Below are 22,629 nucleotides of genomic sequence, written 5' to 3'. Positions count from 1 at the left end.
GTTATCAGCTCCTTGCGCCGCATCTTAATAAGCCTTGCGAACCGACTTCATCTGATGCTTAAGCGTATCGAATATAAAATGCCGGAAAAACAGTTTATACCTGTAATATTTGTTGGACCTGATCCCGAGTCTCGCATTCCTGATCGTCGGATAGTCCCAATGCGTATCCAGAATATCGAAGGGAAGAGGATGGCTGGATTGGAGAAGCGGAAATTGGGAGTACACAATCGACAATACGGCCTGTATTCTTCTCGAGGTCTTATCCTGGCGGGCCAGCTCCATCAGCGCGCGCAGCGGGATTTCGTCCTGGGCGGAATGCAGCATTTGGGCAACATCCAGCACATAACGGACGGAATCCATCTGATGCCTGGCTCCGTGCAGACATATAAAATAAAATGTATGCAAAGCGGAGAGCTGCTTGACATGCTGAAACTCCCCAAGCGGCTCGGCGCTGTTCCAGAAAGGCTCGGCGCGCAGCTCGGACCACTGCAGCTTGTCAAGCGTCCAATGAAGCTCGACCATAAGTCCGTCTTTCTTCTGCAGCCTCGCATGGTGATCTTTGACAATCTCGAATTCGTAGCCGAGCGTCTCGACCAGAGCGATAGCCTGCTGAAGCTCGGCGGCAGGAATCAGCAGATCAATATCGCTTGTCACCCTTGCGGCAAAATGGCCAAAATAACGCTTGGCGAACTGAATGCCTTTCAACGGAATAACCCGGCGCCCTTGTCTTTCGAACAGCTGCAAAATCTCGTCCTCTTTATGCTTCATAAACATGTTGTGATAGCTGGCCTGCGCCGTTCTTTCCTTCAGCTTCTCCCGAAACCAGGCGGGAATTTCCTCATGCCGGCCGCCCGCTTGGAGCAGATGATGCACTTGCGGAGCCAGCACGAATAGTTCGATCTCTTCCATCAATTGCCGGTATTCTTCCTCCGTTCGCGGGAAGGGCAGATGGTCATGGTATAAGGCTTGCAAAAAAGGGATCAGCATGGTACCCTCCAAGTCGTTTTCTCGCTACCCTATTTACTTAGAATTAAACAAAAGGATACAATTCGTATCACTCAAACCCTACTTTAGTACACGAATTGTATCATGTCAAGCCATTCCCGACGTTTTTCTCCCCGGCTCGTTAGAAAGCGTATTCATCTCATGTTATAGGATTCTTTTTACTTGCTTTCCACTTCTTCCATTACATACTCTACGCTTACGGAAAAGTATTGCGCGATCTTCTTCAAAGTATCGTAGGCCGGCTGCCTGCGGTCATTCTCATAATGAGAAAGCGCTGCGCGGGTTACCCCGAGTATTTGCGCCAGCTCGCCCTGTGTCAACTGTCTTGTTTCCCTAAGCTGGGAAATTCTCTTTCCTAACTTCATGGTTGCCTATCCTTCCTCTCTCTTGTACTGATCAACATTCCGTCCCCCAAACTTTTTGTGGTTTATGTTACATTATACACGCTTTCGCCTTTCGATACAATTTGTATCTTAATATTTTTTTGATGTATTCCGCCCGCAAAGCTAGGCTCTGATTTCTTTGCTTTCAATCGCCAAATATTCGCCAAAATGCGTCAAAACTCCTAGAAATCAAATTTTAATCAATAGGCTTGCTAAAAAAGAAAAGGATATTGTATAATAGTCCTAGATACAAATTGTATCAATCACCATATCAAGAACAGGGAGCTGACAAATATGAGCAAAAAGTTGTACAGCAAGCCGGAAATCGTGAAACATGAATCCATCGTTTTTGAAACCGGCTTATCCAGCTGCATTAAAATCGCAACGGTTGAGCATACAAATCCTCCGGAAAAAGTATGCTTGCGTCAGGACCACACCTGGGGACCTCTTCCCAAATAAGACTTGATCCCAAGTCGACGATCAGACCTGATATCCTGCTCTTGCTTGAGAGCAGCATACAGGTCTTTTTGCAGCGCGCAGGTTTTTCTTCTCCCCTGCCGCATGCTACAATTAAGTCACGAACGCATGGGCAAGGAAGGTGATGAATATATTCACGATTATAGCCGTGACGGCTGCTCTGCTTACCGCTGCGCTGCTTGTATACGCCTTGCTGATCCTGCCCACCCAGTGGCTGAAGGTGGAGCGCATCCGCTTCCACGCCGGAATTGGCATCAAGGCGCTGCAGCTTAGCGATCTGCATGTGGAGAGAATGCGGATTCCCCCTGCAAGGATCAGACGCGTCTTGACGGAAGAGAAACCGGACTACCTGTTTGTAACCGGAGACTTCACCAAGCTTCCCGCGCAGCTTCCCCGGCTGGGGCGGTACTTGGCCGTTATCCGGGACAGCGCTATTCCGGCTTATGCCGTACTGGGCAATCATGATTATCAGCAGCCCAAGGTGCGGAGGCTGATTCGTTTTATCGAGCTTTACGGAATTAGAGTGCTTCGCAATGAATCGGTCGATTTCCCCCGCTTCCAGCTCGTCGGCATCGATGATCTGAGCAGCGGCAAGAGCAATCCCGCCCTGGCTTTCTCCGGGACTACCCCGAATAAACCCACGGTCGTCATCACCCATGATCCGAATATTGTACTGAAGCTGAACCGTCCGTTCGGATATTTGATGGCAGGCCATCTGCACGGCAGGCAGCTTAACGTGCCGCTGTTTTTCCGCTTCAGACCGATGGGACCGCTGCCGGCCAGGGGGATATACAAGGGGCTGCACACGACGAATAACGGGGCTTATTACATTTCGAAGGGACTGGGGCAAACAGCTTTTAATGCCAGATTTCTGGTGCGGAGCGAAGTTACGATTCATGAGCTATGAGCATGCCCCTGCTTAGGCGAGCCTGTCGATCGATGAGACAGGCTCCGGCGCGGAGTGAAAAAACAGGTAACAGTCCGCCGCTTTATCCCGCTGCAGCTCCTTGTAGCCTTGGCGCTGACCGATGAGCTTCAGCAGTTCCTTCCGGCTTGCCTCATCCAGCGTATGGATAGCCGTGTAGCGGTGAACGCCGTTTGCGCTCACGCTTCCCGCCAGCCTGCCTGTGAAAACGACCGTGCGCCCCGGAAGCGCAAGCGTAAACGATACGATGATGTGCCGGTGCACGGGAAGCGCCAGCTGGCTGACAAAGCGGACCGTTTTCCCGTCCATATAGGTGAGCTCAACCTTCGCCTGCTTCGTTTGCACATGACGGTTATCGATACGCGATACGGAAAGTCTGCAATCCATCTTTAGAAGATCCGGAATCCCCTGCATGTTCTCTTCCCCTTCCTTTGTGAGCCGTTATGTAGGGTTATCCGCCCCAAACGACACATTTTGTATCATAAACAATATAAGATACAAAATGTATCAAGTCAATGGGTACTGGAGAACCATTACATCGCTTATTACAAAAGTGATATAATAGATACAAAATGTATCATACGAAGGGTGAGAACATGTCGAAACAACAAGTAAATGAAATTTTTTTATTACGAAGCCTCGCATGTCTGGCTATTGTCTTTCTCCATGCCATCACATTCAGCAAGTACGATTCCCTTGAGCTTCCGGCCGCCATGGCTCAGCTTCTCGAATCCGGTCAGATGCTGCTTATGTTCGGCACGCCGATGTTTATTTTTATCTCCGAATTCCTGCTCTCTTACTCGTATCCGAATCGTCTGCCTTCCGGCTTTTTTACGAAAAGACTGAAGTTTATCGCCCTCCCTTTTCTCACGATGGCTCTGATTTATGCGCTGCTCTTCGCTATTAGCCACTATCCGGGAGACGTGCTCCGGGCCTTCCTGATTCAAAGCATCCGCAATCTGTTCTTCGCCGATTTTCACGGTTATTTTATTCTTATTATTTTTCAATTTTACGTGATGCATGCTCTGTTTCAAAAACTGCGGATGGAACGTTTCTCCCCCGCCCTGGTCATGACCGTCTCTCTAGGCATCACGCTTGCTTATCTCGGACTGTTCAATTTCTCCCCTCCGTTGTTTAACGAATATTATTGGAAGAGACTGGTTCCGATTGCTTTCCCGGCCTGGCTGGCTTACTTCACGGCAGCCTACTACTGCGGCAGAAACTATGCGGCCTTCAAAGCCTTCTGCGCGTCTTACAAATATGCGGCGGCGGCGGTCGTCATCGGCTTCGCCGGCATCATGCTTTACCTCAACGGCAGCGGGGTGATCGAAGCGGTTCATTCCAAGCGGATTGACGTGCTGTTCTATACCTTCGGCGTGATCATTCTGCTGTTTTATCTGGCATCCCGGCTAAAGCGAATCCCTACGCCGCTTCTGGTTGTCAGCAACTATTCCTTTGCGATTTATTGGATTCATCTGGGACTTCAGGTGTATATCATGCCGTATCTCATCCCGGTCTCATCTCCCGCTTCGGTATTTCTGTTTATCCCGGTCGCATTTGCGCTTGGGTTATTCGGCTCGCTCGGCATCGCCTGGCTGCTCAATATGAGCGGGGCAGGCATCTATCTGATCGGCCGAACGGGGCCCAGCTCAGCCAAGCCTGTAAGACCGGAAATGTCGTCTCCAAGAGCCTCTTGGCCGGATACACGCAGCTAAACACCGGCAGTTGCGGAAGCGAACCTGTCCATCCACCATGGAATCCCTTCCCGGGAGAGGGGAGGTCGCGGTCACGCTATGATATACCGTCAACATCAGATTTGAGAACCTTCTGGATCCGGCATCAATAGTTGTATTAGAAAGGACCTGACCGCCCGGCCAGGTCCTGATAGTCTCCGCATTCGGGTCCATGCTGTATAAACGACTCCCGGCTCTATGAATTTATAGTTCCGCAGCTAAAAAAAAGCTGCCTCAAGGTCTGCGAAGACCTCAGGCAGCTTTTATATTTCTTACAGATCGAAGTACAAGGAATACTCGTGCGGATGGATGCGAATCGCTACCGCTTTAGCTTCGTCACGCTTCAGAGCCACGTAGTTGTCGATGAAGTCTTTGGAGAAGACGCCGCCTTCTGTCAGGAACTCATAGTCGGCTTCCAGAGCGTTAAGCGCTTCGTCGAGCGTACCTGGAACGCTGCGGATTTCTTTCTTCTCGGCATCGGACAGCTCGTAGATGTTTTTGTCGAAAGGACCGTAGCCCAGCTCGCGCGGATCGATCTTTTTCTTGATGCCATCCAGACCTGCGAGCAGCATAGCTGCAAATGCCAGGTAAGGGTTGGCCGTGCTGTCCGGCGTACGGAACTCGATTCTACAGCCTTTAGGCGTAACGGCAGCGATCGGAATACGGACGGCTGCGGAACGGTTGCCTTTGGAGAATACGAGGTTAACCGGTGCTTCGTAGCCAGGAACCAAACGCTTGAACGAGTTCGTGCTCGGGTTCGTCAAGGCGATCAGCGCAGGTGCATGGTACAGAATACCGCCGATATAGTTCAGAGCCATTTCGCTCAGGTTGGCATAGCCATTTTTGTCGTAGAACAAAGGCTCGTCGCCATTGAAGATCGATTGGTGAACGTGCATCCCGCTGCCGTTATCGCCGAAAAGCGGTTTAGGCATGAAGGTAGCTACTTTGCCATATTGGCGAGCTGTGTTTTGCACGATATATTTGTATTTCATCAGGTTGTCGGCTGTTTTGGTCAGCGTGTCGAAGCGGAAGTTGATCTCGCCTTGACCGGCTGTTGCCACTTCATGGTGATGGCGCTCGATACGAAGACCGGCTTCCATCAGCAGGCGGCACATTTCGGAACGAATATCTTGCTGCGTATCCGTAGGAGCAACAGGCACGTATCCGCCTTTGTGGCCGATCTTGAAGCCCAGGTTGCCGCCTTCTTCCTTGCGGTTGGAGTTCCAGTGAGCCTCTTCGGAATCTACGAAGTAAGAGGAAGAGTTTTGCTTGCTCTCGAAACGAACCTCGTCGAAGATGAAGAACTCGGATTCAGGCGCGAAAAATGCGGTTGTGCCGACGCCGGCTTTCTGCAAATATTCTTCTGCCTTCTGGGCGATACCGCGCGGATCGCGCTCATAGCGCTCGCCGTCTGGCGTATGAATGCTGCACATAATGATCATAGTCGGATGAGCCGTAAATGGATCGATATAGGAGGATTCCGTATCCGGCAGCATCACCATATCGGATTCTTCGATGCCGCGGAAGCCCACGATGGAAGAACCGTCAAACGCTACGCCGTTTTCGAATGTGGACTCATCCACTTCAACCGCGGGCAAAGAAATATGATGCGCTCTGCCGTTCAGATCGACAAAACGGAAGTCTACCCACTCAATACCTTTTTCCTTGATGGTGTTTAACACATTTTGAACTGACATAGACTGCCTACCTCCTAAATTCCGAACATTTCAGGCTGTTCGATCGCTCATTGTTCAAGTTTTCTCTTGAATATGTGGTTATTATAAAACTTATCGACGAGAATCGTCAATACTTATGTAAGGTATTTTTTATGGATATGTGAGGTATTCTCACACTCGAACAAATACGTTCACAGTTCCGACAAAAATAAAGAACTTGACGCCGCCTCTCCCCTAGGCAGCATCAAGTTCATCCATTGGCAAAACCGAATATCATGGCCTTCCGTTATCTACACAGGCTGCTTGCGCGTATCGAACCGCTTCCCGCAAAGCGGCGCAAGCTGCTCCAAATCCTGCATCAGACGGGCAAACTGGTCCGGGAACAGCGACTGGACCCCGTCTCCGGTCATCGAGTTATCCGGGTCGGTGTGCATCTCGACGATCAGCCCGTTCGCCCCTGCCGCGACCGACGCCTTGCTCATCGGCTCGACCAGTTCACGGCGCCCGGTGCCATGACTCGGGTCCGAGATGACCGGCAGATGGCTAAGCGATTGCAGCACCGGAATGGCGGCCAGATCCAGCGTATTGCGCGTATATGTCTCGAACGTTCGGATTCCGCGCTCACAGAGCATAACGTTCGGATTCCCTCCCGCAAGAATATATTCCGCCGCATTCAGAAACTCGTCATACGTCGCGCTGAAGCCCCTCTTCAGCAGCACCGGGGTCTGGATCGTCCCCAGCTTGCGGAGCAGATCAAAGTTCTGCATATTGCGCGTACCCACTTGAAGAATATCCGCGTATTCCGCGCATACGTCCACATATTCCGGCGTCATGACCTCCGTAATCGTCAGCACTCCGTGCTTGCGTCCCGCTTCCGCCATCATGACGAGCCCTTCCACTCCTACGCCCTGGAAGCTGTATGGCCCTGTTCTCGGCTTGAACGCTCCGCCCCGCAGCACCTGCGCCCCGCTAGCCTTGACCAGCCGGGCAATCTCGTCGATCTGCTCGGGCGATTCCACCGCACAAGGGCCTCCCATCACGACCAGTTGATCGCCGCCAATTTCCACATCCTTAATCTTGATAACCGTCGGGTCAGGATGAAAATCGCGGCTGGCCAGCTTATAGGACTTCGAAATTTTCACAACCTGCTCCACGCCTGACAGCTGGCGAAGCTGCTCGGCCAGGACAGGGCTGGCCGTCCCGATAATGCCGATGACCGTCCGGTCCACGCCTCGGGAAACATGCGCCTGCACGCCATGCTTTTCAATATAATGAACGACTTCCAGAACGCGCTCTTCGGGTGTTTTGTTAGACAGAATTGCGATCATTGGATATCCATCCTTTCTAAAATCGGAAATCGGAATCGGACAAGAATTCATTACTTAGACGCTTCAACGCTTATTCGCTTTTAAGCTTTTAATCGTTAAAGTGATTATATACTGCTATCCGGCCTAGCGTCAAGCGTTTCTTGCGGATAGGTGTCCCCCCACTCTCTGCTCTCTGCGTCTTGTCTCACTCCCCTCTGCGTATGGCTCCCTCCTTTGGTGCGTGGGGGAATGGATTTGCGGTTCCAACCGCTCTTGAAGTCATGTCCCATTTGAATGGACGCGGCGAAACTTCTGGATAACGCTTTAAAAAAAATCCTCTTCCCCTATGCTTCGTTCCATAAGGATATCAAACGTTCTGCTGCGCAAAAAAGAAGCCCCGCCGGGAGCTTCCTTGTATCGATAAATATGTGACTTAAGCCTTAAGACTAAGCTCAGGCAGGCAAACTAGCTCGGCAGCAGCTGTTCCTTGCGCCTCTGCCGCTTCTCCTTGCGCTTCTGATGAAACCACTCCAGCGCCCATCTGATCGGAAAATAAACGATAAGGCCGAGAACCAACCCGTCGATGACTCCCCCGACAAACAGCTTCAGATTAAACCGGATGAACGAATCCAGCCAGTGCGGGAGCATCTGGAGCCACTGGCCGTTAATGCGGTGCGGCATCACGAGCCCTCCGACCTCCCGATGAAGGAAGGAGAAAGGGATATAGATCACCTTGCCGAATACGAAGCCGATCAGCGCAGCGGCTACACTTCCTCTCAGCACATACACCAGCGGAAAGATGAGAAAGAAAGCCAGGCCGGCCGTAGGCAGGGTGAACATCTCCACGAACAATCCGATGGAGAAGCCCATGGCGACCATTGCGGGTCCGCCTTTGGCGCGAATCAGCAGCACATACTTGTATTTGAACCAGCGGCCCATGGAATGAAGTCGGAACTTGTCTCTCGGTTTCGCAGCTGTGCGCATAGGCCTGTATCCCTTTCTTTCCTGATCAGTCTGTTTTGCCGGCTTTCGTTCGGACTGCTGGAATCAGACGGTCCATATTGACGGTTCTGCGTATTTCCCAAGTCGAGGAATCTTCCTCCCGGTAATTTTCCAGATAATCGATAACTTCCTTCGTAATCGGAGTCGGTGTCGAAGCGCCCGAAGTAACGCCTACCCGGCGCACGGGAGCCAGCCATTCGCGCTTCAGCTCGGATATATCTCCGATCCGGTAAGCCTTGACGCCGGCAATCTCCTCCGACACCTGAGCCAGCCTGTTGGAGTTGTTGCTGCGCGGGTCTCCTACGACGATGACCAGATCCGCATCCTTCGCCTGCTCTGCCACCGCCTCTTGGCGCACTTGAGTAGCCAGGCAAATCTCGTTATGAATCTCCGCCCGCGGGAACTTCTCCAGCAGCCGGTTCATAATATGCTTGATGTCCCACTGAGACATCGTCGTCTGGTTCGTAATAACGATTTTCTCCGATGACAGCTCCAAATGGTCAATATCCTGGAGGCTTTCGATCAGATGCACCCTCTCCGGAGCCACGCCGATCGCTCCCTCAGGCTCAGGATGGCCTTTCTTGCCGATATAAATAATATGATAGTCCTCGGCCGTTTTCTCCTTGATCAGATCATGCGTCTTCGTGACATCCGGGCAGGTCGCATCCACGATGGATAACCCGCGCTCCCTGGCACGGCGGCGCACTTCCGGAGATACCCCATGCGCCGTGAATATAACGGTGCCCTCCGTGATTTGCTCCAAAATGTCCAGCCGGTTCGGCCCATCCAAGGTGATGATGCCTTCCTTCTCGAAAAAATCGGTCACGTGAGCATTATGAACGATCATGCCCAATATATAAACCGGCCTCGGCAAATTAAAATTTTGAGCCGTCTGCATAGCCAGCTTCATCGCATCCACGACTCCGTAGCAGTAACCTCTGGGAGAAATTCTGATGACGTCCATGCCTCGCACCGCCTGTCGAAAATAGTCTGTCACTCCATTATACCCGATTCCCGTCAGAGAGGAAATGGGTGGACGATTCGCTGCTCCCTGAGACGGCGCTTGGCGTAATCGGAAACCAGATCACGAAGGCGGTGCCCTCTCCCTTGCGCGTCGTCACCTCGATCGAGCCTTCATGCTCATCGATAATCCACTTGGCGATGGACAAGCCGAGTCCTATCCCCGTCTTCTGCCCGCGGGAGATATCGGCCCGGTAGAACCGGTCGAAAATATGCGGCACCTCATCCTTATCCATCCCGATGCCCGTATCCTGGATGCAGATTCCGATCTGGCCGTCATGACGCCTTGTTTCCAAACGAACGCTGCCCTTCTCCGTATACTTGAAGGCGTTCTCGATAAAGATGAACAGCAGCTGCTGCATATAATCCGGATTGCCGTAAATAAAAGTCCCTTCCGCATCGCTCAGATCGCCCACCGTCCAGGTCGAGGTCCGGGGCAGCATGGACGCCTTGCGCGCTACATCCTCGAGCAGCGGCTTAAGCTCCAGCTGCTGCCTCGTCATCTGGAAGCCCGCATCCGCCCTGGCCAGCGCCAGCAGATCGTTGACAAGCCGGGACATGCGCTCGGCTTCGTCCGAGATGTCGCGCATCGCCTCCAGGCTCAGCTCGATGGCGGGCATCGTCCGGGCCTCCTCCTGCTGCCGCTGAGTTTGCTTCCACATCTTCTCCAGCAGCTCCACATTGCCCCGGATCGTCGTCAATGGGGTCCTCAGCTCATGCGACGCATCGGATACAAACCGCCGCTGCGCCGCATAAGCCTCCTCCATCTCCCGGTACGCGCCCTGAAGCCGGCCCAGCATGCCGTTGATCGTCTCGGTCAGCACGCCTATTTCGTCCCCCGGCCCCTTGTATTCGATGCGCCGCTGCAGATCGGCGCCCTTCTCGATCTGATTGGTCGCCGCTATGACCTGCTCGATAGGACGCAGTGCCTTTCGGGCGAGGAACCAGCCGATCGAAGCCGCCAGCACGATGCCCAGCAGCATCGTAACGGTCAGCACCAGCCGCAGCTTGCCGAATAATTGCTCGTAATGCCCGATGAAGAAGGCCGCTTGCATCATCCCGATCGGCTGGTCCTGCACACCGAAAAAGGTAGAAGCATAGACCGGCGCGTTGTAGAGCAGGAAGTCGTAGCCTTTGATCCGGACCTTCTCGTACAGGCAATCGCTGTCACCGGCCAGCACGCAGGCCACCTTCTTGTCGTTCACCCCGGGAAATTCCAGTCCCGCGTCGATCAGCTCATCCGAACGAAACTTGCGTCCGTCCTGCAGATTGACCACCTGAATAAGCAGCTTGCTGCTGCGTATCGAGTTGCGTCCTGACAGCTCGAAGTTAAAGCCGAACCCTTGGGAAGAGACGGTGGGCAGCGCCTTGATCCGCGGCAGCACGTAATTCGCCTCTTCCTTCAGGTCCGGGCGAAGCCCCGTAAAAATAATGTAGTTCATGTAGAAATAAAGCCCGAGCGCCAGCACAAAGAGAGTTGCCGTCAAAATCCCGGTGTACCATAGTGTCAGGCGCAAGCGAATCGACATGTCAAGCCTCTCCTCTTAGCACGTACCCCGCGCCGCGAACCGTGATGATGATCCGCTTATGTCCGTGCTCCTCTGTTTTTTGCCTGAGCAGCGCAATATATACCTCAAGCACGTTGGACTCTCCGCTGTAATCATAACCCCATATTTTCTCCATAATAATGTCTCTGGACAGCACGCGGCGCGGATTCTGCAAGAACAGATGAAGCAGATCGAATTCCTTGGTCGTCAGCTCGATCCGCTGCCCGCCCCTGAACACCTCTCGGGTATCCAGATCCATAAACACATCCTGGTACTGCAGCTTGTTCGTCGAAGCTTCCGTCTTATCCGCAGTCTTGCGCCTAAGCAGTACACGGACGCGGGCCAGCAGCTCCTCCAGCGCGAACGGCTTGACGAGGTAATCGTCGGCGCCGAGATCCAGCCCCTTCACCCTGTCGCTCACCTCATCCTTGGCCGTCAGCATCAGCACGGGCACCTCCGAGCCGCCCTCCCGGATGCGGCGGACAACCTCCCAGCCGTCCAATTGCGGCATCATCACATCCACGATGACGACATCGGGCTCATGTTCGAGGATCTGCTTCAAGCCGTCCATGCCATGATTGGCCGTCAGGACGGAATATCCTTCGAAGGCCAAACTCCTGCGGAGCATGGACGTTATTTTCTCATCATCGTCGATCACCAATATTTTCTCTCGCACGCGCGCTTCACCTTCCTTATATCCTCATTGTAACGAAAAGAGCCCCTGGAATCTAATCGCCGCTCGGCTTCCGGCATTCTTCAAAAAAAAGAAGCAGGGCATCCTGCGTGAGAGCCCTGCTTCCTGTATGCCGGTTTACTCGGCATTCCGGTTGCCGATCGTAACCTCGATGCTTTGCTTCTTGCCGTCGCGCATAATGCCGATCGTCACTTTATCTCCGACCTTCATCTTTTTGATGGTCTCGCTCACCTCAGCCGGGGTTTTCACCTTCGTGCCGTTCAGGTCGACGATAACATCATAAGGACGAATGCCGGCGGCGAAGGCCGGGCTCTTGCGCTCGACTTGCGAGACGATCGCCCCTTCGTTGTTTTCCAGCTTCAGCTCAGCTACCCATTCCTTGTCGATGTCCGCCATGGAGATCCCTACATAAGGAACAGGCTCCTTCGGAATCTTCACATTGTTTTTCAGATTCTCCAGCACCGAGGAGATCGTGCTCGTCGGGATGGCGAAGCCGATGCCTTGCGCTTGAGCGCTCACCGCCGTATTGATGCCGATAACTTCCCCGTTCAAGTTCAACAGCGGGCCGCCGGAGTTGCCGGGGTTAATCGAAGCGTCCGTCTGCAGCAGATGCTTATAGTTGCGAGTGCCGTTGGCGTCCGGAATGCTGATCGGACGCTCCTTGGCGCTTAGTACGCCCACGGTTACCGTATGATCGAAGCCGTAAGGGTTGCCGATAGCGACCACCCAGTCCCCTTCTCTCAGATCGTCGGCGCTTCCCAGCGGCAGCGTCGGGAATTCCTTGCCGCTCTCCGGCGTAATCTTCAGCGCGGCCAAGTCCAGATCGTAGCTGTTGCCAAGCAGCTCCGCCTTGAACGGCTCCTTGTGATCCTGCACATATACCCAGATCTCGTCGGCGCCGTCGATAACATGCTCATTGGTCAGAATATAGCCGGATTTCTCAAAAATAAAGCCTGTTCCCATCCCTCCGGGCTGCAGCTGGCCGCCTTGGTTCTGATCCTGCGGCGAAGAACCGAAATCATCGCCGAAGAACTGGCGGAAGAACGGATCGTTGAAGAATGAGCTGCCGCCGCGCGAGCTTTTGGCTTTGACCTTCGTCTCGATCTTCACGACCGCAGGGCTCGACTGCTCCACGATAGCCGCAATATTATTAGGCCGCGACATATCCAGCGCGGTAGGACGGACGGCGCCGCTGCCTGCGGCTGGCGCCGCCGCTGAGGCTCCGCCTCCGCCCGGTCCGGCCATCACACCTTCAGCGCCGGTAAACAGGTTCATTTTGTCGGAAGCGAACATCAACGCCCCGACGACCACGACGCCCGCCATGAAGGAGGCAAACAGGCTGCGGAAGCCGCTGCTTTTTTTCTCCGGCTTGGAGAATTGCCATTGACCCGGACCGGGATTGTTGCCGTCGCCCATATACAGAGGACGAACCGGCTTGGGCGGCGTCACCTCGACCGGCGATGAGCCGGCGCTGTCGCTGGAGGTCGTATCCGCTGCCCCACGCTGATACGGGCCGTAGGCGAAGTAATGGGAGGATTTCTCCGCCCGCTCGTCCGTCTGCTCCGGCGAACCGGGCGCCTCTTCTCGCATCGCCTTTTCGCGTCCATCCGAAGCTCCAACTCCCGATTCGGCATGCCCCTGCTCTCCACCTTGCTGGCGGAAGAAATCGTTGAACGGGTTGTACGAGCCGCCCGAGTTATTGGAATTATGGTTATTATTGTTATTATTGCTTTCCATCGTGCCTTACCTCCGTTTCAATAATCGGAAATAGTCATCTGCGAGTGCGCTAGCGCTAAGTTTTTGCTCTTGTCTATATATTGAACCTGTAACCTTAAAACAACCTTAAAGAAACATAAAACGAAGTTAAAACCTGTCAAGACAGCACGAAATAACCCCATTTTCCTTTCATCATGACAAAAAAGACCAAGGGAACGTCAGTCCCGAGGTCTTCCTGATCGGCTTCTGCTTATTGCAGCCAGCGGCTTTCCACTTCCTTCAGCACCAGCTTCGCCTGATCGACCCATTCTCCCTCCACGGGCGCATCCTTATCGACAGGCTCCTGGAACTGATCGAACAGCGCGCTGACGACGCGCACCTGGGCTTCCTCATCCAAGCCTTCATTATACAGATGCTTAAGCACGAACGGCGAGCCAAGCTGAATGACCGTGCCGACTCCCCCGTTCTCGCCCTCCAGCACGCCATGAGTCACTTCGAACGGGATGCGCAGCCACACCTTATGGCCTTCGTCCAGAGACCTGTCGAAGCAGCCGTGCTCATAATCCCAGTTGCCGCCAAGCGAAAACTCGAACTCCTGCAGTACGCCCGCAGCTTTGTCGTAAGGCTCCTCTATCCCCGCAAGCTTCGAATCCAATGGCACCATACGATTTTCCTTCCCCCTTTCCTCGCCAAGAAAAGCTGCTGATCAAAGCCTTCGAGGAAGATACTCTTAAAAAAGGAAACCCGGGCTTTCGCCTCAAGGCTTCCTTTTCGCATCGACAAGCTTATTGTTGTTCTTCGTTTGCCGCGTTATTTTGATTAACGGCATTGTTGTTTTGAGCTTGGTTTACTTGGTTTACTTGGTTCGCTTGATTCGCACCAACTTCTTGGGCAAACTCGGCATTATATTGCTGATTGTTATTTTTGTTGTTCTTGTTGTTTTTCGCCATGGCTATCACCTCCCCGACAACCATAGTATGGCCTGATACGGGGGGATTTTATGAATCATAAATTTGGTTTTATCGAAGCATGTCTTCCTTCATCTGCTTCCACATGGTTTCTGTCAGCTTGCCGTCGCCCAGCCGCACCACGAATACCTTCAACGTTTTTTTGCCCCACTCTTTATATACCTGATCCTTCGTTTCGAAATATAAGTCGATTCGGTTTCCCTTGATTGCTCCTCCGGTATCCGCCACTACGCCGTACCCGTAACCCGGGATGTAGAGAATCGTGCCCAGCGGAAAAATATGCGGGTCTGCAGCGATCGTAGATAAGGAACCGTAGTCGCGTGAAACCTTCAAGCCGGAGTAAGTGACGCCGTATTCCGGATGTCCCGGCCTCTTTCCCGTCGATTCGGGACCTGCATAATAACCCGTCGCCGTTACCTCAACGGCGCGAAGCTTGGACAGGTCCTCGTCCTGGCGAGGAAACAGCTTATAGTCCCGCTGCCTTCGCACGGACGCTTCCGCAGCCCTTACAGGCGTGCCGGACGGCTCCTGACCTGCGGCAGCCGAGACGGCGCTTACCGGACTTGCGATCGGACCCGAGACGGCAAACGGCTGATGATTTGCGCTGGTAATCGGTGGCGTTCGATTTTCTTCAAGCCATATCAAGCTGATCAGCATCGTCACAAGGAGACAGATCCATTTGGCATGACTTGCGCTTTTCGTTAACATAGGTTTTGTTAAACCTCCCCTTACTATAGAAGAGTCTCCAGGACGAGGAGGTTTTATACACAAACCTGTGTTTCAGCTCAGCAACGGCCAAAAGACGCTCCCGAAGGAACGTCTTCATTTGTGCTCATGGTATTAGGATACGGTTTTGCTCGCAATATCTTGCTGAATCATCGCAATCACCTGGTCGATGCTTTGCGCACCCAGATCGCCCGCTCCGCGCTTGCGCACAGAAGCTCCCTGGGACTTCACTTCGTTCTCCCCGACGACAAGCATATAAGGAATTTTCTCCAGCTGCGCTTCGCGGATCTTATAGCCCAGCTTCTCATTGCGCAGATCGGCTTCCACCCGGATGCCCGCCAATTGCAGCTTTTCCTGAAGCTCGCGTGCATAAGCGTCGAAGTTGCCCGATACCGGCAGCACTTTGGCTTGAACAGGGCTTAGCCAAGTCGGCAGCGCTCCCGCGAAGTTTTCCAGCAGAAATGCCGTCATACGCTCCATCGTGGAAATAATGCCGCGGTGGATGACGACCGGACGATGCTTCTGTCCGTCTGCGCCTACATACTCGAGCTGGAACCGCTCCGGCAGCAGGAAGTCGAGCTGCGCCGTAGACAGCGTCTCCTCTTTCTTGAGCGCCGTCTTGATCTGCACGTCAAGCTTCGGCCCGTAGAAAGCGGCTTCCCCTTCGGCTTCGAAGAAAGGCAGCCCCAGCTCCTCGACGACCTCGCGCAGCATCCGCTGCGACATCTCCCACATCTCGTCGTTCTGGAAGTATTTCTCGGTATCCTTCGGATCGCGGTAGGACAGACGGAAGCGGTATTCCTTGATGCCGAAGTCTTCGTATACATGACGAATCAGGTTTACGACCCGCGCGAACTCTTCCTTGATCTGGTCCGGACGGCAGAAAATATGGGCGTCGTTCAACGTCATCGCGCGTACGCGGTGCAGTCCGGTCAGCGCGCCCGACATCTCGTAACGGTGCATCATGCCGAGCTCGGCGATCCGTACCGGCAGATCCCGGTAGCTGCGCATATCGCTCTTGTACACCATCATATGATGCGGACAATTCATCGGTCTAAGAACAAGCTCCTCGTTGTCCATCACCATCTTGGGGAACATGTCCTCCTGATAGTGCTCCCAGTGTCCGCTTGTCTTGTACAGCTCGACGTTGGCAAGCACAGGCGTGTACACATGCTGGTAGCCGAGACGCTCTTCCAAATCAACGATATACCGCTCCATCGTGCGGCGGATTTTGGCTCCGTTAGGCAGCCAAAGAGGGAGGCCTTGTCCGACCTCGCTGGAGAAGCCGAATACCTTCAGCTCCTTGCCGAGCTTGCGGTGGTCGCGTTTCTTCGCTTCCTCCAGCAGATGCAGATGCTCGTCCAGCTCCGCCTTCTTGGGGAACGCCGTACCGTAAATCCGCTGCAGCATCTTGTTCTTGGAATCTCCGCGCCAGTACGCGCCCGCTACGCTGAGCAGCTTGAACGCCTTGATGCGGCCGGTGGAAGGCAGATGAGGCCCCCGGCACAAATCGAAAAACTCGCCTTGGTCATAGATCGTAAGCACCGAATCCTCCGGCAAGTCCCGGATCAGCTCCAGCTTGAGGGGATCTTCCAGCTCGCCGAAAATACGCAGCGCTTCCTCGCGGCTGACGACACGCCGGCGGATCGGCAGATTTTCCTGGACGATGCGCTCCATCTCTTTCTCGATCTTCGTCAGGTCTTCAGGCGTGATGGAGCTCTCCAGATCGATATCGTAATAAAATCCGTCCTCAATTACCGGACCGATCCCAAGCTTGACCGTCTTCTCTCCATAAATACGCTTGATTGCCTGAGCCATCAAGTGAGCCGTGCTGTGACGATATACCTCAAGCCCCGCTTCGCTGTCGAGCGTTACAATCTCCAGCGCCGCATCCTCTTCCAGGGCCGTATTCAAGTCCACAGGCTTGCCGTTCAGCTTGCCGATCACGGCATTTTTCTTCAAACCGCTGCTGATGGAGCCGGCCACCTCTTCGATCGTTGTTCCCTGTTCATACTCCCGAACAGCTCCGTCCGGAAACGTTACCTTCACTGCCATGTTCGCCAAACCTCCGTATTCATGCTTAAGAATCGCTCCTGGCGGAGCCTTGCTTAGCCTTGAAATAATAATAAGCGCATTCCTCCCACAAAGGGACGAGTGCGCTTGGCTCGTGGTTCCACCCTAAATCAACCCGTCGTCTGCCGGCATCAAGCTTCCGGCCCGCATACCATGCGACGCAAACAGATCCTCAGCTTTAAATCTTATTATATTCGGCCGCGGCCGAGCGGTCAAGATTTTGGCATAGTCTGCAGTACCCGCACAGCTCTACCCGGTTCTCGAAAATTTGCCGGATCGTCCTGATAACCTGAGCCTCCGGCTCCCGGGTATGAATGTAGATCGTCTGCGGGGACACCGTGATCAGCGTGCTGACGATCATATCCTCGAAATTCATATCCTTCTCCAGCATCTCTACGGTCACGACAGCCTCGGGATCATCCGGCTCAATCTCCTCCATCCGGTCATTCAGCAGCTTGAACTCGCTGCCTCCCTTGTGTACCAGATGAACGAACGGAATTTTCGCTTCCTGAATATAGACAAAATATTGCAGCAGCGAAATAAACTCCTGATATTGGCGGTCCATCATAAATTCGTCGATCGCGTATTCGGCCACCTCTCTGAGCTCCTGCTTGTACGCCTGAAGCCGAAAGCGCAGCAAGCCATCGATATGAAGCTCGGTTTCCGTACGTATATAAGCCTCGATCTCGCCGGCCAGCTTTTCCTTACGGCGTTTTCTCGCGTTCGCGCTGGCGCTTGCGGCTGACACTTCTTCGGCATCATTCAGAATATGGTCGCAATAGGTCAAAATTTGCTCAATTTCCGCCTCTTGCTTGTAATGAAAATCAACGCGAATCAGCTTGCACAGGAGCCTCTCTTCCTCTTCCTGCATAATGTAAGACGCCAATGCCTCAGCCGCTTCCGCCAAAAAGATCTCTCCGTCCCTTTGAAGCTGAAAGTCGGGCAGCCGGCCGGAGAGATCGATTTTGAGCGTTCCTCCATGCTTGTCAGCCGTTATCTGAATTTTATTTGCATTATGTAAGAGCTCGCCGGATAGCTTAAACATGCGTGCCGCATGCTCCGCCTGCGCTTCCGTTCGCACATGAGTCATAACCGTTAACAGCTTCATGCTTGCTTCACTCCTTTCAGTCCCGTTGCTTTGTTCCTTTAAAGTATATGGCCCGCGACTACCATATATACAAACAACAAATGGCCATGGTATAGTAATAAATGAGATTTAACCAGAATTATGGAGTGAGTCCTATGGTTTTTGATGTGGTCAATCACGCCAAGATGCCGCGTTGGAACCGGAGGTTCTTGAACGGCTATTGGATTATAGCTGTTATCTGCATCGCGGCAAGCGCAGCATTAGCCGGGGTCTACAGCTACACTCGTTCACAGGATTACCCGATTGCACTTGTCGGTCAGTTTGCGTGCTGGACCTGCATCGGGCTTTTAGTCGTTGAAGCGGTTCTGAAGCTGCTGAAGAGCTGGAATGATTATATTGTAATTACGGGCGGCCTTATTTTGTCGCTCAATTTGATAATTTCGTTTCCCATGATCGGTCCGTTAATTACGACGTTGTTTTTGCCGATTTTGACATCTATTTTTTACTTTCAAGGACGTAAGATTGTATTCGCCTTTTTTATTACCTTGGCCGCTCTCTGGACCTTGTATGGCCTTCAGTTGAAACATATGTCCGCTTATACAGACATTGATCTGTTCGTTATGACGATCGTCTTGCTGATCGGCACTTTTCTTGGGCTTGAGGTGATGAAGCGGGGATCGGATCTGATGAAAGACTTGCGCTCCACCATCGCCTCCGAGCAGGATCTGCTGGTCAAAAATATTTTGATGGATAAGCTCGCCAAAACCGATGCGCTTACCGGCCTGTACAACCATATGTCGTTCCATGAATATCTCGAAGAGCTGATAAGGCAAGGCGAGCAGAATGATCTAAGCTTCCAGCTGGCGCTGCTGGATATCGATCATTTCAAGAAAGTGAACGATACTTACGGCCATCGCGCTGGAGACGCGGTCCTGAAGAAAGTCGCCTGTATCCTTCAAGAGATGGTGTCGCCCAACGACTTCCCGGCGCGATACGGCGGCGAAGAATTCGCCATCCTGTTCACAGAAACCGATGCGCGGGATGCGCTGCTGCAGTTGGAGCGTATCCGTCATCATATTTCTGCCGTAAGGCACGAGGAGTTAAACGGCAATCAGGTCACCATCAGCATCGGCCTGCATGCCTTTTATAAAGGCTGCGCCAAAGAGGATTTATTTGGAGGCGCGGATACGGCTCTTTACCGCGCCAAGCATAAAGGCCGCAATCGGATCGAGCTGTACCAGGAAGAACGAGTGACCTTGACATCGTAGGGGATGCAAGGTTTTTTTATTTCCACAAGGATACATTTTGTATTATATTTGAACTATACGCTTCATTATGATACTATTTGTATCATAATTGTACGACAAAGCTAAGCTAGGAGGATTGTGATGCAGCCTGTACGCGGTCGTTTCCCTTCTCCATCGTCAGACCAGTTGGTGCGTTTGCGCAAAAATCTTTATCTGAATCGGTTTGACCCGCTCTATCATGAGAAGGTCATCCGTTACCTCGACCCTCATTCGCCCGAAGCACATTTCCGTCTGGCCCAGCACTATGAACAGAAAGAGATGCGCAAAAAAGCCATTTTGCATTACCAGCAAGCGATGCATACTTATCCGTCGGACTACTATTATCAGGCATCCGCTTCGATCCGCCGCTTGATCAAGCAGGAGGAAGAGCATCATTTTGCCGATGCATCGGCCGCCGAGGAGGAAACCGCTGCGCGGGAGGAACGCGTGCTGCCTTTATTTCTCAAAGTGCTGCTGCTCACTCTGCTGCTTGTCAATGTCGTGCTGCTGCTGCTGTTTTTTACGCCGCCTTCCCTAACGAAGGTTGTGACGTTTTTGAAGCCTTGGCCTGTCGTCGGCAAGTCCGTCACTTATGAAAGCGCCGAGCATCCGTTTATGCTGACGATTCCGCATGGCAAGTCCAATCAGGATGTCGAGCATGCCCTTCATGAGAAAACGCTCAGTTTGGCCAAAGCTTATCCCAACTCGCTGATTATGCTGTACGGCGTCGCTTCATCTGCGGACTATCCGGAGCTGCAAGCGGTTCCGCTGCCTGATGAAGCATGGAGGAGCAAAGCCTTCGTCATCGCCGAATATAATCCGGCCGTAGATCGGGCTGTTAAAATCCGCTTTCTCCAGCCGGATCTGCCTCAGCTGAAATCGCGCAACCAGGCTTCGGCCAATCTCGTTCGCACCGCCCTTGTCGCCTATACGGCGAGTAACGGGCATGCCCCGGCAACAGTTGCGGAGCTGCTCCAAGCGTATCCTCATAATTACTTGAGCTTCCTTCCCGAGGAAGCCCGATCCGGTTCGGACGATGTCCGGACCTTTTTTGATGGAAGCGGGGGCTGGGTGTACGATAGAAACGCGGCATCGGCAGAAGCGATGTTCTATCCGAATACAACGCTGACGGAGGGAGGGCAGGAGCTTGCAGGACCGCAAACGGCGGCCGAGCTTCCTTTCGAGCCGGTAAAGCTGTGGGTGAATCGTACCGAGCATCTCGTGGAGCTCCGCAGCGGCAAACTGTCAATTGCCCGCTACCCCGTGGGCCTGGGGGCCGGCGACTCTACTCCCTCCGGCAGCTTTCATGTGAATGCGCGTGTTCTGTCGCCTTCAAGCCGGACGCCCGGCGTTTACGGATCCGCAGCGCTTGGCTTGGAAGAGATCGCCCTGCATGGGACAGCGGATGACGCGTCGATCGGCGCCAACCGTTCCTTGGGCTGTATACGGCTAAACAATGCGGACATGACCGCTCTCTTCAAGCTTGTTCCTCTGGGAACCGAAGTCGTCATCGGGGATGCGGGGACGGGCGGAAGTGGAGAGCCGCTCCCATCCAAAGCTGCAGGTGGCGGCGAAGCCGCAGGCCGTACAGGACTGCTGATCCCGCAGCTTGCGCATGCTTCTTATGAAGAAGCCCGTGAACGGGCGGATGGCGTCCTGTTCTATTGGCTGGGATGACGCACTTAGTCGCTTAGTCGCTTAATCGTTCGTTTTGCCACTCGGCACTCAACCGCTCAGTCGGCTTTGCCCTGCTCGCGTCCATAGCCGGCCAGAGCCAGCAGCTCGTCCGGCTTATGTTGGCCGAGAGCGCGGGCGATGGACAACACCGCCTCCTCGGTCGGGAGCAGCTCGCCCCTCTCAATCGCATGGCTTAAGGAATAGCTGATGCCTGCTTTCTCCGAAAGCTTCCGCAGCGTCAGCTCCTGCTGCCGGCGCAGCTGCTTGATACGCCCGCCGAATGCCGCCGCGCGGTTTTCTTGATTAAGCCAGCCGACGAGCACGGAGTCAAATCGCTCAGGCTCTTCAAGCATCGGATTATGGCCGCTGTGCTCGAACACAACCTTATTGACATGCTGATACCTCTCTTCCACCCTATCCCATAGGGAGAGCGGAGCTACCAAATAATCATAGCTGCCCAGGCCGAGAAGCACCGGCATGCGTACATAGGCCAAGCGCTCCATCATATCCAGCTTCGCGAACGCCTCTCCCCACAAATGATCGATAATTTGCATATTCGTATAAACGTCTTGCCATAAATAGCCGGAATCAAAGTTATAATCATAGAAGCTATGGGCTCCCATCCTAATCAACAGATGGACGAAACGCCTGTCCGGCTCCCGCTCGATGTCCGATGCCAGCCCGGCTATGTCCTGCTCGAACTTCCTCTTTCTATCCGGACTTGCATGCTCGGCGAAATAAGCCAAGCTCTGCCGCTGCCTTTCCTCACTGTTCGAAGGCGCCGAATTAAGCAGCACCAGCTCGCGGACACGCTCCGGATATTTAATCGCATACTCCAGCGCCAAAAAAGCATGCCCCGAATGTCCCAGCATAACTACTTGCTCCAGGCCCAGGTGTTGTCTGATTTTTTCGATATCATCGACCACGGTTTCCAAAGCATACTGCTCGGCGCTCACTGCTCCGGGCGGCTTCACAAAGCCCCTATGGTCGATAAAGATCCATTGAAACTTGTTCCTCAGCTCCTCCGAGAAGAGCCTAGGGTAATACATACGGCTGCCTACTACGAGTATGGGAGTGCCCTCCCCTTCTACACGGTAAGCCAGCTCGAAGCCGTCTATACCTACCGTTCCGTATTTCTCCATCGGCAAACTCCCCTTCCTTTAATCCTTGCTTCTTTTCCTTATTTTATCAAATTCGGTTTGGAGCTTATACGGAAAAAACGCTTATATTCGTTATATTCCCGTATACCTGTCGCCGATCTGATCTGCACGCCCTGTCGCAAAAATAGCCGGCAGCCTGTCCCTTTTTCGGACGGCTGCCGGCCGCG

At 53.3% G+C, this 22,629-nt stretch carries 21 protein-coding genes and 1 pseudogene; 5 read left to right on the top strand and 17 right to left on the bottom strand.

What is annotated here, in order from left to right; genetic code table 11:
* Nucleotides 1-24: 24 nt before the first annotated feature.
* Together BLR08_RS00595 and BLR08_RS00590 are read right to left on the bottom strand one after the other, a co-directional pair.
* Complete coding sequence (locus BLR08_RS00595; RefSeq protein WP_072329974.1) at nucleotides 25-987, bottom strand: nucleotidyltransferase domain-containing protein; 963 nt, start codon at nucleotides 985-987, stop codon at nucleotides 25-27.
* Nucleotides 988-1,163: 176 nt separating this feature from the next.
* Nucleotides 1,164-1,370: a helix-turn-helix domain-containing protein gene (locus BLR08_RS00590; RefSeq protein WP_072329972.1), complete on the bottom strand. Its 207-nt coding sequence runs from the start codon at nucleotides 1,368-1,370 to the stop codon at nucleotides 1,164-1,166.
* 312 nt (nucleotides 1,371-1,682) lie between these two features.
* On the opposite strand from BLR08_RS00590, the gene BLR08_RS30915 reads away from it, so the two are divergent.
* Together BLR08_RS30915 and BLR08_RS00585 are read left to right on the top strand one after the other, a co-directional pair.
* The gene (locus BLR08_RS30915) at nucleotides 1,683-1,847 is read left to right on the top strand and encodes a hypothetical protein (RefSeq protein WP_176835379.1); all 165 of its coding nucleotides are present in this window, start codon (nucleotides 1,683-1,685) and stop codon (nucleotides 1,845-1,847) included.
* Between the two features lie 142 nt (nucleotides 1,848-1,989).
* Nucleotides 1,990-2,772: a metallophosphoesterase gene (locus BLR08_RS00585; protein WP_072329970.1), complete on the top strand. Its 783-nt coding sequence runs from the start codon at nucleotides 1,990-1,992 to the stop codon at nucleotides 2,770-2,772.
* Nucleotides 2,773-2,784: 12 nt separating this feature from the next.
* Here the strand turns inward: BLR08_RS00585 and BLR08_RS00580 are convergent, their stop codons facing one another.
* The gene (locus tag BLR08_RS00580) at nucleotides 2,785-3,204 is read right to left on the bottom strand and encodes a hypothetical protein (protein WP_072329968.1); all 420 of its coding nucleotides are present in this window, start codon (nucleotides 3,202-3,204) and stop codon (nucleotides 2,785-2,787) included.
* 182 nt (nucleotides 3,205-3,386) lie between these two features.
* Between BLR08_RS00580 and BLR08_RS00575 the strand changes: the two genes are divergently transcribed.
* Nucleotides 3,387-4,505: an acyltransferase family protein gene (locus BLR08_RS00575; protein WP_072329966.1), complete on the top strand. Its 1,119-nt coding sequence runs from the start codon at nucleotides 3,387-3,389 to the stop codon at nucleotides 4,503-4,505.
* Nucleotides 4,506-4,795: 290 nt separating this feature from the next.
* Here BLR08_RS00575 and glnA read toward each other — a convergent pair whose 3' ends face one another.
* The 12 genes from glnA to ytxC form a co-directional block, all read right to left on the bottom strand.
* Entirely contained in the window at nucleotides 4,796-6,220 is a 1,425-nt protein-coding gene (gene glnA, locus BLR08_RS00570; protein ID WP_072329964.1) for a type I glutamate--ammonia ligase, read from the bottom strand.
* 269 nt (nucleotides 6,221-6,489) lie between these two features.
* A complete protein-coding gene (gene aroF / locus BLR08_RS00565; RefSeq protein ID WP_072329963.1) occupies nucleotides 6,490-7,527 on the bottom strand; it encodes a 3-deoxy-7-phosphoheptulonate synthase in 1,038 nt (345 codons plus the stop codon).
* 444 nt (nucleotides 7,528-7,971) lie between these two features.
* A complete protein-coding gene (locus BLR08_RS00560) occupies nucleotides 7,972-8,490 on the bottom strand; it encodes a DUF2062 domain-containing protein (RefSeq protein ID WP_072329961.1) in 519 nt (172 codons plus the stop codon).
* 25 nt (nucleotides 8,491-8,515) lie between these two features.
* Nucleotides 8,516-9,472, bottom strand: a complete 957-nt coding sequence (locus tag BLR08_RS00555) for a 4-hydroxy-3-methylbut-2-enyl diphosphate reductase (RefSeq protein ID WP_072329959.1) — start codon at nucleotides 9,470-9,472, stop codon at nucleotides 8,516-8,518.
* 37 nt (nucleotides 9,473-9,509) lie between these two features.
* On the bottom strand, nucleotides 9,510-11,057 hold the full coding sequence (locus BLR08_RS00550) for a sensor histidine kinase (protein ID WP_072329957.1): 1,548 nt from the start codon (nucleotides 11,055-11,057) through the stop codon (nucleotides 9,510-9,512).
* A 1-nt stretch (nucleotide 11,058) separates the two neighbouring features.
* The gene (locus BLR08_RS00545) at nucleotides 11,059-11,751 is read right to left on the bottom strand and encodes a response regulator transcription factor (protein WP_072329955.1); all 693 of its coding nucleotides are present in this window, start codon (nucleotides 11,749-11,751) and stop codon (nucleotides 11,059-11,061) included.
* A gap of 135 nt (nucleotides 11,752-11,886) precedes the next feature.
* Nucleotides 11,887-13,506 (bottom strand): S1C family serine protease, encoded by a 1,620-nt coding sequence (locus tag BLR08_RS00540; RefSeq protein WP_072329953.1) that lies wholly within the window; start codon nucleotides 13,504-13,506, stop codon nucleotides 11,887-11,889.
* Nucleotides 13,507-13,735: 229 nt separating this feature from the next.
* Nucleotides 13,736-14,149: a YugN family protein gene (locus BLR08_RS00535; protein ID WP_072329951.1), complete on the bottom strand. Its 414-nt coding sequence runs from the start codon at nucleotides 14,147-14,149 to the stop codon at nucleotides 13,736-13,738.
* A 121-nt stretch (nucleotides 14,150-14,270) separates the two neighbouring features.
* A complete protein-coding gene (locus BLR08_RS30910) occupies nucleotides 14,271-14,435 on the bottom strand; it encodes a hypothetical protein (protein ID WP_176835378.1) in 165 nt (54 codons plus the stop codon).
* Between the two features lie 69 nt (nucleotides 14,436-14,504).
* Nucleotides 14,505-15,161 (bottom strand): 3D domain-containing protein, encoded by a 657-nt coding sequence (locus BLR08_RS00530; protein WP_072329949.1) that lies wholly within the window; start codon nucleotides 15,159-15,161, stop codon nucleotides 14,505-14,507.
* Nucleotides 15,162-15,293: 132 nt separating this feature from the next.
* Entirely contained in the window at nucleotides 15,294-17,234 is a 1,941-nt protein-coding gene (gene thrS / locus BLR08_RS00525) for a threonine--tRNA ligase (protein ID WP_072329947.1), read from the bottom strand.
* Between the two features lie 196 nt (nucleotides 17,235-17,430).
* Entirely contained in the window at nucleotides 17,431-18,360 is a 930-nt protein-coding gene (gene ytxC / locus BLR08_RS00520; RefSeq protein ID WP_072329945.1) for a putative sporulation protein YtxC, read from the bottom strand.
* Between the two features lie 134 nt (nucleotides 18,361-18,494).
* Between ytxC and BLR08_RS00515 the strand changes: the two genes are divergently transcribed.
* Together BLR08_RS00515 and BLR08_RS00510 are read left to right on the top strand one after the other, a co-directional pair.
* Entirely contained in the window at nucleotides 18,495-19,607 is a 1,113-nt protein-coding gene (locus BLR08_RS00515) for a GGDEF domain-containing protein (protein ID WP_072329943.1), read from the top strand.
* 120 nt (nucleotides 19,608-19,727) lie between these two features.
* Nucleotides 19,728-21,302 carry a L,D-transpeptidase family protein gene (locus tag BLR08_RS00510; RefSeq protein ID WP_072329941.1) on the top strand — a complete coding sequence of 525 codons (1,575 nt, stop codon included), beginning with the start codon at nucleotides 19,728-19,730 and terminating at the stop codon, nucleotides 21,300-21,302.
* 56 nt (nucleotides 21,303-21,358) lie between these two features.
* Here BLR08_RS00510 and BLR08_RS31520 read toward each other — a convergent pair whose 3' ends face one another.
* Nucleotides 21,359-21,625 carry a helix-turn-helix domain-containing protein gene (locus BLR08_RS31520; RefSeq protein WP_256257598.1) on the bottom strand — a complete coding sequence of 89 codons (267 nt, stop codon included), beginning with the start codon at nucleotides 21,623-21,625 and terminating at the stop codon, nucleotides 21,359-21,361.
* Nucleotides 21,602-22,444 (bottom strand): annotated as a pseudogene (locus tag BLR08_RS00505) (alpha/beta fold hydrolase); the annotation flags it as partial. The pseudogene BLR08_RS00505 and the gene BLR08_RS31520, both read right to left, overlap by 24 nt.
* Nucleotides 22,445-22,629: the final 185 nt, after the last annotated feature.

Source organism: Paenibacillus sp. cl123, from assembly GCF_900101595.1.
Classification (GTDB): Bacteria; Bacillota; Bacilli; order Paenibacillales; family NBRC-103111; genus Paenibacillus_G.
This window is presented reverse-complemented; position numbering and strand designations above follow the sequence as displayed.

Bases quoted from the DNA above. Each gene is read 5' to 3' on its own strand.
- BLR08_RS00595 (WP_072329974.1), bottom strand. From the start codon at position 987: ATGCTGATCCCTTTTTTGCAAGCCTTATACCATGACCATCTGCCCTTC.
- BLR08_RS00590 (WP_072329972.1), bottom strand. From the start codon at position 1,370: ATGAAGTTAGGAAAGAGAATTTCCCAGCTTAGGGAAACAAGACAGTTG.
- BLR08_RS30915 (WP_176835379.1), top strand. From the start codon at position 1,683: ATGAGCAAAAAGTTGTACAGCAAGCCGGAAATCGTGAAACATGAATCC.
- BLR08_RS00585 (WP_072329970.1), top strand. From the start codon at position 1,990: ATGAATATATTCACGATTATAGCCGTGACGGCTGCTCTGCTTACCGCT.
- BLR08_RS00580 (WP_072329968.1), bottom strand. From the start codon at position 3,204: ATGCAGGGGATTCCGGATCTTCTAAAGATGGATTGCAGACTTTCCGTA.
- BLR08_RS00575 (WP_072329966.1), top strand. From the start codon at position 3,387: ATGTCGAAACAACAAGTAAATGAAATTTTTTTATTACGAAGCCTCGCA.
- glnA (WP_072329964.1), bottom strand. From the start codon at position 6,220: ATGTCAGTTCAAAATGTGTTAAACACCATCAAGGAAAAAGGTATTGAG.
- aroF (WP_072329963.1), bottom strand. From the start codon at position 7,527: ATGATCGCAATTCTGTCTAACAAAACACCCGAAGAGCGCGTTCTGGAA.
- BLR08_RS00560 (WP_072329961.1), bottom strand. From the start codon at position 8,490: ATGCGCACAGCTGCGAAACCGAGAGACAAGTTCCGACTTCATTCCATG.
- BLR08_RS00555 (WP_072329959.1), bottom strand. From the start codon at position 9,472: ATGGACGTCATCAGAATTTCTCCCAGAGGTTACTGCTACGGAGTCGTG.
- BLR08_RS00550 (WP_072329957.1), bottom strand. From the start codon at position 11,057: ATGTCGATTCGCTTGCGCCTGACACTATGGTACACCGGGATTTTGACG.
- BLR08_RS00540 (WP_072329953.1), bottom strand. From the start codon at position 13,506: ATGGAAAGCAATAATAACAATAATAACCATAATTCCAATAACTCGGGC.
- BLR08_RS00535 (WP_072329951.1), bottom strand. From the start codon at position 14,149: ATGGTGCCATTGGATTCGAAGCTTGCGGGGATAGAGGAGCCTTACGAC.
- BLR08_RS30910 (WP_176835378.1), bottom strand. From the start codon at position 14,435: ATGGCGAAAAACAACAAGAACAACAAAAATAACAATCAGCAATATAAT.
- BLR08_RS00530 (WP_072329949.1), bottom strand. From the start codon at position 15,161: ATGTTAACGAAAAGCGCAAGTCATGCCAAATGGATCTGTCTCCTTGTG.
- thrS (WP_072329947.1), bottom strand. From the start codon at position 17,234: ATGGCAGTGAAGGTAACGTTTCCGGACGGAGCTGTTCGGGAGTATGAA.
- ytxC (WP_072329945.1), bottom strand. From the start codon at position 18,360: ATGAAGCTGTTAACGGTTATGACTCATGTGCGAACGGAAGCGCAGGCG.
- BLR08_RS00515 (WP_072329943.1), top strand. From the start codon at position 18,495: ATGGTTTTTGATGTGGTCAATCACGCCAAGATGCCGCGTTGGAACCGG.
- BLR08_RS00510 (WP_072329941.1), top strand. From the start codon at position 19,728: ATGCAGCCTGTACGCGGTCGTTTCCCTTCTCCATCGTCAGACCAGTTG.